Source organism: Cellulophaga sp. BC115SP (genome assembly GCF_009905545.1).
Classification (GTDB): domain Bacteria; phylum Bacteroidota; class Bacteroidia; order Cytophagales; family Spirosomataceae; genus Flectobacillus; species Flectobacillus rivi.
In genome coordinates this window covers 63,258-75,190 of sequence record NZ_JAAALB010000009.1, presented here as the reverse complement: position 1 = coordinate 75,190, position 11,933 = coordinate 63,258, and the positions used below count along the sequence as shown (strand labels likewise).

At 38.7% G+C, this 11,933-nt stretch carries 9 protein-coding genes; 1 reads left to right on the top strand and 8 read right to left on the bottom strand.

Annotated elements, in window-relative coordinates; all coding sequences use genetic code 11:
- Nucleotides 1–291: 291 nt before the first annotated feature.
- The gene (locus GVN22_RS09375) at nucleotides 292–1,209 is read right to left on the bottom strand and encodes a bestrophin family protein (RefSeq protein WP_166550766.1); all 918 of its coding nucleotides are present in this window, start codon (nucleotides 1,207–1,209) and stop codon (nucleotides 292–294) included.
- A 275-nt stretch (nucleotides 1,210–1,484) separates the two neighbouring features.
- Here GVN22_RS09375 and GVN22_RS09370 point away from each other — a divergent pair, with 275 nt between their 5' ends.
- Entirely contained in the window at nucleotides 1,485–2,036 is a 552-nt protein-coding gene (locus GVN22_RS09370; RefSeq protein WP_166550765.1) for a pyridoxamine 5'-phosphate oxidase family protein, read from the top strand.
- 200 nt (nucleotides 2,037–2,236) lie between these two features.
- Here the strand turns inward: GVN22_RS09370 and GVN22_RS09365 are convergent, their stop codons facing one another.
- The 7 genes from GVN22_RS09365 to GVN22_RS09335 form a co-directional block, all read right to left on the bottom strand.
- Complete coding sequence (locus tag GVN22_RS09365; RefSeq protein ID WP_240915598.1) at nucleotides 2,237–3,268, bottom strand: glycosylase; 1,032 nt, start codon at nucleotides 3,266–3,268, stop codon at nucleotides 2,237–2,239.
- A 100-nt stretch (nucleotides 3,269–3,368) separates the two neighbouring features.
- On the bottom strand, nucleotides 3,369–4,631 hold the full coding sequence (locus tag GVN22_RS09360; RefSeq protein ID WP_166550763.1) for a bile acid:sodium symporter family protein: 1,263 nt from the start codon (nucleotides 4,629–4,631) through the stop codon (nucleotides 3,369–3,371).
- A gap of 9 nt (nucleotides 4,632–4,640) precedes the next feature.
- Nucleotides 4,641–5,303 carry an aspartate/glutamate racemase family protein gene (locus GVN22_RS09355; protein WP_166550762.1) on the bottom strand — a complete coding sequence of 221 codons (663 nt, stop codon included), beginning with the start codon at nucleotides 5,301–5,303 and terminating at the stop codon, nucleotides 4,641–4,643.
- 127 nt (nucleotides 5,304–5,430) lie between these two features.
- Nucleotides 5,431–6,342: a glycoside hydrolase family 43 protein gene (locus GVN22_RS09350; RefSeq protein WP_166550761.1), complete on the bottom strand. Its 912-nt coding sequence runs from the start codon at nucleotides 6,340–6,342 to the stop codon at nucleotides 5,431–5,433.
- A gap of 21 nt (nucleotides 6,343–6,363) precedes the next feature.
- Complete coding sequence (locus GVN22_RS09345; protein ID WP_205690835.1) at nucleotides 6,364–8,208, bottom strand: six-hairpin glycosidase; 1,845 nt, start codon at nucleotides 8,206–8,208, stop codon at nucleotides 6,364–6,366.
- 108 nt (nucleotides 8,209–8,316) lie between these two features.
- On the bottom strand, nucleotides 8,317–9,561 hold the full coding sequence (locus GVN22_RS09340) for a ribulose-bisphosphate carboxylase large subunit family protein (protein ID WP_166550760.1): 1,245 nt from the start codon (nucleotides 9,559–9,561) through the stop codon (nucleotides 8,317–8,319).
- A 101-nt stretch (nucleotides 9,562–9,662) separates the two neighbouring features.
- Nucleotides 9,663–11,693: a glycoside hydrolase family 127 protein gene (locus GVN22_RS09335; RefSeq protein ID WP_166550759.1), complete on the bottom strand. Its 2,031-nt coding sequence runs from the start codon at nucleotides 11,691–11,693 to the stop codon at nucleotides 9,663–9,665.
- Between the last annotated feature and the right edge of the window lie 240 nt (nucleotides 11,694–11,933).

Below are 11,933 nucleotides of genomic sequence, written 5' to 3'. Positions count from 1 at the left end.
TATCAGTGATTTGATCACCAATAATATAAATTATTACTTTAGCATAATCGTCTGAAATTAGTAAAAGCTGTTCTCATTTGAGGACAGCTTTTTTTTAGCGTAAATTAGGACTGGACGAAAGATTCTATTTTGTAAAAAGTGTTCTTATTCACAGTTTTTGAAGTGTAACGTAGCGTCAACCCTTGCGGTTACCCAACTCAGCATGGCAACTGCAAGAGTTGCAACTATATCAGTGCTATTTTATTGATAAAGCTCAATCTGTGTACAATTCTTATGGAATTAACTATCTTCCTAGTCCAAAATATATCCATCCAATTGGGGTGGCAAAGGAACAGGCTCTCCAATCATTTCAGACAATGTTGTTTCAATGGTAAGACACATCGCATTGAGTGGTAAATCATTTGGTTCTGTCCCAAATGGTTCTTCTAACTCATCTGCAATGGTTTCAAAAGCTACGAAAGTGTAAGCAATAAAAACCGTGATAATAGGAGTAAGCCAACCTAAACTATCCACTAACCCAAATGGCAAAAAGAAACAATACAAATAGACGGTTCTATGCAAAAGCACACCATAAGTATAAGGTATTGGAGTGGAATGAATTCTTTCACAACCACCAACTATGGCCGATAACTGATTCAAATTTGCATCTATTGCCATTTGTCCTATCGAATCTATTTTGCCTTCTAATTTGGCTTTTTTGACCCAATTCGCTAATTCATATTGCAGAAAAGTTGGTTTAAAACCAATAGTTTTACTTCTTTCAAAAGCCTCCGAAAATAGCCTTTTTTGCAAATCAGTATCCGAGTTAGTATGGCGAAGTTGATGTTTTAAGGCATACGAAAATGCTATCAAAAGATTAGCAAACTCTTTAATTTGTGGACTTTTATTATCGTAAGTTGTTAAACTCAACGCTTGTCTCAAGAGTGAACGAGAATCAATAACTAGCGCACCCCAGAGCTTTCGACCCTCCCAAAATCTATCATAACTAGCGTTGTTTCTAAAACCCAAAAACAAGGCAATAGCCAATCCAAATAAAGTAAAGGGGGCAGGGTTTAAAGGGACTTTATAATGATATAGGGTACCATTAAAATAAACGATGATCATAGAGAAAACCAGCAATAAGCTCAAGCGAGGAACCAGCTGCGGTAAAACTGAACCATGCCATATAAACAGCATATAGAACCAAGACTTTTTCTTCCGTTGAATCATAACTTTAATTTTTAGAAATCTTCAAAATTCGTGTGTAAATCGCGCCAAAGATAGAATAATTCAAAAAGAGAAGCAATCTCAAAGGAATATACCAATAGTTTTGGAGCATCTGTTAAAGAAAATTCAAATCGTGGTAGAAATAAAATAGTAATATTGTTTTCAAATTCATCAGATGATATGATGAGTAAGAAGCTATTACCAACTTTTTCTGAAAAATAAAACCTACACCAATTCACCAAAGCTTAACACTTTACATATTTAAATCCTAAACAACTATGGGTACTTTTTCAAATACCATCACATCTGCTCACAAAAAATTCGTCGACAAACAGCACATGTTTTTTGTCAGCACAGCCCCGCTAAATTCTGAGGGTCATGTCAACTTATCGCCTAAAGGACTTGACTGTTTCCGATTTCTCTCTGATACAAAGGTAGGATACATGGACTTAATTAGTAGTGGTAATGAGACATCTGCACACATTCTGGAAAACGGAAGAATCACGTTGATGTTTTGTTCTTTTAAAGGTCCTCCAAGCATATTAAGGCTGTACGGAAAAGCTATAACTGTATTACCTGAAACTGAACTTTGGGATAAATATGCACCACATTTTACCATTCACCCGAGCACGCGTCAACTCATTGTGGCAGATATCAGTTTAGTCCAAACGTCTTGCGGTTGGGGTGTACCTTTGTATGACTATGTAGGAGAACGTGATACTCATTTCAAATGGGCAGATAAATTAGGTCAGGAAGGACTACAAGAATATGTTAAAGAAAATAATTTAGTGAGTCTAGATGGTTTGCCCACTAGTTTAGGTTTAAAATAGTCATAGTAATTACGCTTATTATTTTATGAGAAATACTTGCCTACAGCATAAAGCCTAGCGCTTAAAGCGGGTATAATTGCAATAACCTTGACCACTAACTTAAGTTGTATAAATTATCTTATGTTAAATACAAAATGTGAAAACAAAAAGGCATACAAGAATCCTTGTATGCCTTACATATTCAACCTTAAGAAACTAATTTATGGCTTTTTAAGCTCAACGAATTTTACTTTACTTTTTCCAAAATCTTTAGACGTCGCAACAGCAATACCTCTTTGGTCGCCTTTGTTCACTCCACAATAAAAGTGATACACCACACCTTTATACTTTAAAACATAAGATTTATGTGCGTATAATTCATCATACGCTTCAGACGATTGAACAAGGCTTTCACCATCCCAATCCGTCCAATGCAATAAATCTTTGGACACAGCAAAGCGATTGAAAGCACCTTTTCTATCTTTCCAAAATGCCCCAAAATAGAACATTACGTAGTTATCTCCTATCTTTTGAATTTGTGGGTCGCCTGTAATTCCTTGAGAATGATATACTAAGGGCTCTTCTTGTATCCGCTTCCATGAAACCATATCATCAGAAACTGCCATACCAATGCGTTCATACCAACGCGTCTTTTTGTTATTGACCGCCGAGTCACCATTAGCATTGTAGTACATCACAAACTCATGTCCTAAGTGCTTTTGTGGATCTTGAATAACTGTGCTTTTGAATAATTTTCGATTTTCCCACCAACGAGTATCCTTATCTGTTGCGGTCAAAACAGGTTTTTCTAACCTTTGCCATTCATGTGCCTTACTTGGGTCATCGCTTGTGTATGCCATACTAATCGACAAATCGCCAGCTTCATATCCAGCAGCATTTCCGCCAAAATAGGACATCCAGTATTTTCCTTTATATGGCTTTAGTGCATAGCTTCCTCCCCAAGTCATATCCTGAAGCACCATATAACCCGCTTTTTGATTCGCATCCCAAATCTTTGTTTTAGTGGTATCCGAAAAAGACATCAATCTTCCTTTAGAAATCCAATTCAACAAATCTTTACTTTCTGCCAACCAAGTCTCATAGCCTCGACCATTATAAATCAAGTAGGACATATACCATTTTTTTCCCTTTCGAAATACGGTCGGACAGTCCATTTTATGTTCTGTATCTTCGGGAACAAGCACCAAACCATATTTATACGGTGTTTTTACTTCTTCATAAATGGCTTTCATTTCTTGAGAAGAAATCGTTTTTTGCCCAAATGAAGCATAGCAAACGAAAAAAAACAGTAAGACTAACAAACTCTTTTTCATACTATTATACATTAAAATGTTATTGATCGACCGCTCTTTTTCGCCAAAAATTAGCAAGAATAGAACCCGAAATATTCATCCAAGGACTAAATACCGCTGCTGGTAAGCCAACGGTTCCGAGCTTACCCATTGTACCTGCAAGTCCAGAAGCCATGCCTCCATTTTGTAAGCCAACTTCAAAAGCAATCGTGCGAGCATCGGTTTTGCTCATACCAAAAAGGCGAGCCAACCAATACCCAAAAAAATATCCACTAGCATTGTGAATCACCGAAACAACAAAAAGTAAACCACCTACTTTCAACAAGTTATCTCGACCAGCAGCAGTAGTAACAGTAGTAAAATAAATGATTCCCATCATTGAAATATAGGGCATCCACGTATCCAGACGTGGCTCGAATGATGTTGCACCATGATATAAAACTCCCATAACATAGGCACCGAAAACAAAACCAACTATTTCTAATGATTCTTTCAAGGCACCTTCTACAGCTCCATTTTTTATCAACAAAAAAATACCAATCATGATAAAAAGTAAAACGAGTGCAATAATACGTGACTTGTTTACTACAAAAGTATTCGCATTTTTCAAGTAGTCATACAACAACGCCGCACCGATTGGAATCAAAACTATCTTGATAATTTCCATCATCATACCTACAAAAGCCACCTGTATGAGTGTTCCTGCTAGCAACTTCATGAGTAATGGCGTCAAAAATGGCGCTGCCAATGTTGCCATAGCCGTTACTACAACTGATAAAACTAGGTTTCCTTTTGCCAAATAAACCATTACATTCGACGCTAAACCAGAAGAGCACGAGCCAATCAAAATGATGCCAGCGGCAATTTCTGGGTCAAAATGAAAAATTCTTGTCAACAAAAAACCCATCAAAGGCATTACTGAAAAATGGCAAAATAAACCTACTAATACTCCTTTTCCTGTTGAACCAATTCCTGCAAAATCTTTTACCTTGATATGCGTTCCCATGCCAAACATCACAAATTGGATGATAATCAATATGAGAGTTTTGTCTCGTAAATTTACTCCACCCCAAGATTTGAAAGACTCTGGATAAAGCATTCCTAATAATACTGCTGTCATAATCCAAGCAGTATATTGGTAGTTTTTGAGGGCTTCTACCTCTTTGATTCCCAAAGCAAAACACACAATTGTAACTATCGCCAAAGGACGAAGTGCATCATGGCTTCCTGAAAACCAAAGGACTATTCCCGTTATTAACAGTAGGAAAGAAAGAATTAAACAGGTTTTGAAGACAACTTTCATAGTGGTGAGTTAGGATAAAGCTTGTTGAGAAGCCAAATATTCAATCGCAATTTGAGGACTTGAAAGAATAGGTACTTTCTTTTCGCTTGGGTTCAAATTAGCGACTACGCGAGCCATTGATGCCTGCGCCAAAACAATCACATCTACCTTAGAAGCTAGTTGTTTGAGTACCTCCGTCACTTTTTGGTCATGTGTCGCGGCATCGCCACGCATTAGGGCATCAAATGCACCTTCGCACAAAACAGCCTCTAATTGAATTTTCTTACTCGCTACTTCAGCTCGACGAGAAATCAAATCCGCTGTCGGTTCAAGCGTTGAAGACAAAGTCGCAATCACACCTATACGAGTGCCCATAGCGACAGCCTTATCAGCCATTGGCTGATCAACTCTCAATACAGGGATATCCACTAAATGCTCCGACAATTCTACTGCTGGACCAATCGAAGAACAAGTTACTAATACTTGATCAGCACCGCCCATTTGTGCAGACTCCACGTAGCCCACGACTTGTTTGGCAATCGTAGGAGTAAGCGAACCTGAAGCAATGATATTTTTTACTAAAAAGTCATCTACAATATTGAACACTTGTACGCCAGGCAAAAAAGCTTGACATAGCTCCTGAAATACAGGAATTAAAGTCGCCGATGTATGAACTAGGGCTAATTTTTTCATTGAGTAATAAGGTTATTTTGTGAGTTAAAAATCTATAAGTTTAAGAAATGATATTCATCAAGCGCTATCAGGATTTGCATTTACCAATCCGTATAATTCTGTAAATCATTTACTTATATATATTTCACTAGGGTTGCGACAAAAGGTTTTTTAAGACTTTTTTTGACACCTTCAGAATGGTCCCATGTTTATGCCCTTGCGGAACAGATACAATTTTCGAAACATCCTCAAATGTTTTAAAGTCTTTGGTACGCATAGCTTCATAGGTTTTGCTCTGGTACGAATCAAAGTAAATGAGGTACTCCTCTCCTACTCTGACTACCGAAGGTCCTTCCGTAAACTTCTTGGTAAATGGTTCCGAAACATTACTGAATTCGCCCGTAGCACTTTTTCCGAAAGCTACTTTAATGTTACGATTTGGACGAGTATTGTCTTTTAATACCAATACATAATCGTCTTTTTTACGAGGTACGATTACTGCATCAATAACACTAAATTTAGGATCTAGGAATAATCTACTTGGCGAGAATGTCTTGAAATCCTTTGTGGTAGTCACATACATTCGATGGTTGTTTTCCTCATCTTCTATCCCTTTCTCAAAACGTTTGGGAATGCAGGAAGCCCAAATAATAACAAATTGTTTGGTTGCTTTATCATACAAAATCTCAGGTGCCCAAACGTTGACTGTACTTGGCTCATTTGCCATGACTGGAATAAATTGCTGTTCAGACCAATGAATCAAATCTTTGGATGATGCGTATCCAAAGCCCAAATCGCCTTTCCAGCTACTGGTCCAAACCAAGTGAAAAGTGCCATCAGGTCCTTGCGCAATAGACGGGTCACGCATGACTTTTTGCTTGCCAATTGTGGGAGCCAGTAAAACCTTGTTGAGGTCTTTCCAATGATAAGCATCCTCGCTATAAAGCATTCGCAAACCTTCATTAGCAGGTTCATGAAAAGAAGTAAAAATATAGGCTTCTTTTTTACAAGAACTTGATAATAAAGCAATTAACATTAAAAATATTCCAATTCGTTTCATGAGCTAAAAGGCTATCCTTTATTATTTAACAATAAAGTTCTTGATATAAAAAATCGCTTCAGGTGCCTGCTCTCCTGCTTTAGGCACGTCAAAATCTTGGTCGGTTGGCGTATCAGCGTTAGGAAAACGGCGTACCTCTCCCGTACGGAAAACCACACGACGGAAAGATGCCACAGGTGCAAATTGTAGGCGAGTTCCCTTTTTCTGACCGTTGATATAAATGTCATACATACGTTTATATCTATCCAATTCAACACGAATTTCATACGACTTTCCAGTCTCATACGCCTGAACACCTGAGTTACGATACCCTACTTTTGCTTTTAGCGTACTATCTGAATCAAAAATCAAACGAGCGGCAGGCGTTCCTTTTTCATCTTGAAATTCAATATGTAATAGCCCTTTATTGTTTTGAGCAGGAATAACTGTGAAAGTAATCGTAGTCTTAGTTGCTTCAGGAATAACACGTTCCGCTTTGGCAAAGTCGAAAGGATCTTTATCATGTAAAGTCAGAGCTTTGGTACCATCAGGGGCTTTTTCAATACCTACTTTTGCCCAAAGAGGACTATAAATATTCCATAACTCTAGCTCTTTGCCTTCTGGCATTTTATCAAATGTCTCATTGATACTTCCGTAGACTTCACTAGCCACAGGAACAGGCACTTTACTCACCCAAATATCTTCTTTGTTCATGCTGTAGGTTAACCACATATTTCCATCAGGCGGTGTTCCGTTACCTTCAATAATGCCTCGTACATATTGCGGACCATAAGATTTATAATTCCCACCATAGCGCATAGTTGAAATTTCTCCCGTCACTAACAATAAATTCTTGTAATCCAAGCCATTATCCGAAACAGAAATACCCAAAGGCCAACGAAATTCTGATGGATTATAAACAGTAGCATATTGTCCATTAGGCAATTTTTGACCCCAAATTTTCGCATTACTATTAACAAACCCTGGTGCACGCAAAGGACTATATTCCCAAGTTTTACCTTCGTCTTTACTGATGGAAGTTAAAGCATGTTTCCACAGACCAACCACATTTTTGTTTGGTAAATGATAAAAACTAAAAGCTTTTACTTCTTTCTTCAAAGGAATTAATTCGTCATCTCTATCTGCTTCTTCTACCCATTGTTGCATCATCAATGGAGTTGCCAATAATTCGTTACAAGCCTCGATAAAGCCTTTATCTTTACTTTGCGTAAACATCGTATAAGGTGATTGTTTCAAATCCCAAGTGCGATTAGGGCGGATAAAATGAATCGGACCAAAGCTTCCATCTTTATATATTTCGCGCACCACACGACCTATTCCTTTTCCGTCGTTCGGGTCATCTTTGGCATCAAGGGCGATTCCGTAGTACGCCAAAGCCAATAAACGGTTTTTCTTAGATACATAAAAACCCATACGTTGATGCATCACGGCATATAAATCTTTGGCTACACCTTTATATCCCTCCTTCGTCCAGCCATCAGGAATTTTATGGGGAGGAAACAAAACTACAGGGTTTGTCCAGTCCTTTCCATTAGAAGAAGTTTGTAAAAACGTTTGTCCAGGAGGAATATGCTCGCCCACAGGGTCGCTCAAAAACTCCAAGAAAAAGGTATTATTCCAATACGCCAACATTGGGGCATGGTTATAGGTCCATGAACTCCCGCCTGCCCATTCGGGGTGTTCACGGTTGGCTCTAAACGTTTGGTAATTATGAACACCAACTGCCAAAGGCAGCTGCCCGTGATGATAATCGACATTCACTAAAGTTTTGCCAACATATCTTACGGTATCTTGGCAAATAGTTTTTTGAGAAAATAGGCTCAATAAAGCTATTCCCAAAAAATGTATGAAATTCTTTTTGTACATAAACAAAATATTTTTGGTAGAGACGTTGCATGCAACGACTAACGCAAATGTTTTAAATCTAAAAAGATGCCATTAGACATCTATATGGAGACGTTGCATGCAACGTCTCTACGATTTACCAAATTTCTCAACAGATTTTGCAAACTCTGGATATATTTTAGCGGCATCCTCTACAGACAAACCATCAACTGCCGCTTTCCAAGCTTGTTGCAAGGCCGTTACGCCAGCACTCGCGCCCATAGGATGTGCCATAATACCGCCACCTGCCATATACAGCAAATCGAGGGTTTGAGTACAACGATATGTTTCAGGTGCTTGTCCGCCCCATTGTCCCGACGATACGACTGGCAATACCTTATAACCACCCAACATCGGTTTTAAACACTGTTCTATTGAAGTCACGACCGAATCATCTGATTCCCAAAATTTATTTTGAATACCATTTACGTGCAATTGGTCAACCCCAGCCAAACGCCATAATTTTTGATAGGCTGTAAATTCTATGCCTAACAAAGGATGACGTGTCATCATTCCCCAACCATTGCGGTGTGCATGGATAGCTAAAGCACGTTGGTCACAGATTTTTTTGGTACCAGAAATACCCACACTATTGATACTCACCATAGCGCAAGTACCACCCGATGTTACGATTTTTTCATATCGACGGAGCATATCGTCTATATCACCGCTGATATTAAAAGCATACATGACTTTCTTGCCTGTTTTATCAGCATGGCGATTAATTACATCCATGATGGCATCGACTCTTTTCTCGAATGGAGAATTGGCTGTTGAGCCCATCAATTCATCATCCTTTACAAAATCAATACCTGCTTCTACCAGTACTTTTACGGTTGCGGCGGTATCCTCTGGACTTAATCCTACACTTGGTTTGATAATCGTACCAATCAAAGGACGGTCATAGACTTGGGTTAATTTACGACACCCTTCTATGCCAAAAGCTGGTCCTTCAAAATGATCTGCAAAAGAGTCTGGCACTTCAAGAGATAGCAATTTCAAGCCTGTAAACTGTCTAATTTCATACAAGTTTCCTTGCAAAGTAGAAATCATGACAGGTAAGTTATATCCAAAATTCTCGATTGACCAAGACACCTCAACCAGCGCACGATGATATTGCCCTGTCGGACTTTCAGCACCTGGGATCGCTGGGGTATTTACGGTTTCAAGAAAAGTTACCTTTTCTACTCTCGCTGCAAAACGAGCTTTCAACTCTTCTGTCTCGCCAGGTACTGCGACAAAGGTTCCAGAAGATTGTTCACCTGCTAATACCATTGCTGCTTTTTCAGGAGCAAATGGCGTTTCGATATAATATGTTGCAAAAATTCTTTCCATGGATAATACTTCGTAATGCTGTATGCTTTAGGCAATAAGCGCTAAGCAAAATATTTTGTTTTTATCGCCTACAGCCTACGGCTGACAGCTTAAAGCTATTTCTATCTACTCACTGGCAACCACACACTCATTTCGGTATCGCCACGGTTGGCCCAGGCGAAGTATGGTATCAACGAAACTTTGGTTGTTTGGGTATTGGTTGAAACAGGACGGTACAACGAATTTTTCCATTGATTATCTATAACCAATTTCACGGAGCCTTCTAATGCTGTAACTTCGGTATTTACAATTTTTTGTTTTTTAGGAATCCACTGAGTTGTGGTTGGAATTAGGATAGAAGACAGTTTTTGGCTTGAAGGCAAATCTGCTGATTCTAAACAATATACAATTGGGCCACGCTTTACAGCTACCTGATTTCGAGTCTCTTCAACAAGTGGATTGGACTCTAGCAACTGGGTAGGCATAGCTAAACGCAATGTTAGGTTATCGCCTTTTTTCCAATTTTGTTTAATTCCAACATATTCGCCAATCGTAATAGTTTGATTTAGTTTTTTACCATTAACAAAAATTTCAGCACCAGTTGTCCAGCTTGGAATACGTAAATAAATCGTATAATTCTGACTTGGAATTTCTTTCAAATCTAAAGTAATACTGCCTTCCCAAGGGTAATTGGTTTGTTGTTCAATCCACAATTTTTGTCCATTTTCCAAGGAGGTTCTAAGCGTACTTCCACCATATAGGTTGATATACAAACCATCTTTTGCCAAACTATACACATAATTGTTGACCTCAGCTACAGTACGCACCACATTGGGCGGGCAACAGTTTGATTTACTGATATAGGGCGAACGACCGCCATGCCAGCGCATCAAGTAAGGAAAATCTTTGGAGGCACTCAAGGGATTGGTATAGAAGAACTTATTTCCTTCCAAATTAACCCCAGACAGAATACTATTGTACAAAGCCAGTTCCATGATATCGGCATATTTAGCCTCGCCTGTAAGTTGAAGCATACGCCAATTCCAGAGTAAATTTCCAATATTGGCACAAGTTTCGTTGTGAGCGGTATGATTTGGTAGCTGATAAGAACGCCCGTAAGCTTGATGCACTTTTTGTACAGTATCAGGTTTATAGGCTGTTCCATCAGGAGAAACACCATCATACAAGGCTCCACAAGCACCTGTCACATACATTTTATGATTAATTACATCGTCCCAAAGGGCATTGAGAGGCGCTAGTAAAGTAGCATCCCCCGTTTCGGCATACACATCTGCCACCCCTGCGAACAAATAGTTGGCACGCACCGCATGACCAATTACTTTCGTCATTTTACGAAAAGGAACACGGTCAGAATTATCGTCAGTACCTTCTGATTCACCACGAATCGTAATCAGTTTTTCGGCTAATGCCAAATAACGAAGCTCCTTCGTAGTTCGATACATCTCGATGATACCCATATAGTGAGATGGACAAATCGCATTGCGAGCCTGTTCAGGAGAAGCAGTATTGTAAAAACCAATCAAAAAATCTGTCGCTTTTTTGGCAATATTCAATAAGCTTGTTTTTCCGGTGACACGATAATGAATACAAGCAGCCGTCATCAAGTGTCCAAAATTATAAGCCTCAAAACTTAGCTTATCATCAAACATTTGCGTTTTTCCACTAGCTTTTTGTTCGATAATCGATTTGGTGTAGATATATCCATCCGGCTTTTGCGCCTTACCAATTACCTCAATCGCATGGTCGAGCCATCCTTCCAACTGAGGATCTTTGGTAGAGGCATACATCGCTGCCACCGCTTCTAAAGTTTTGTAAAAATCTCCATCATGAAAAGAAGGTCCTCTGAAACGCCCTTTAGCCAGACCTGCCGCTACCTCAAAATTGTGAAAGGCATGACAACTTATGGTATCGTTATAGCGACTCCAGAGTGTAGGGACCATCGTATTTTTGCAAACCTCAAATCTATCTGCCCAAAAACCCTTGGTCCAAGACACCGACCCAATGTCAACACTTTGAAGTTTGGCATACTTACTATTTTGGGTATTAGTCAGCCCTTTGGTCTGTGAAAAAAGCGTTTGAGAAATTAAACCCAAACATCCAATTAGTAAGCCTTTTTGTAGGATATTCAACATAGTTTAGAAGACGTATATTTTTGGAATATATAAAATCTTATCATCGGTCAACAAAGGTACTAGGCTGTCAAAGTGTTTTTTTGTACCATTTTCTCAAAGTTTTATACCATATTGCCTTTCATTTAGTCAATATTTTCTTACTAAGAGCCAATATTGTATCTTGGCATAGTTGTAAGAAAAAATGTGCAAAAATGAGGTGATTTTTTCAAAGGCTATGATAATATCCTATTAATTTAGAAT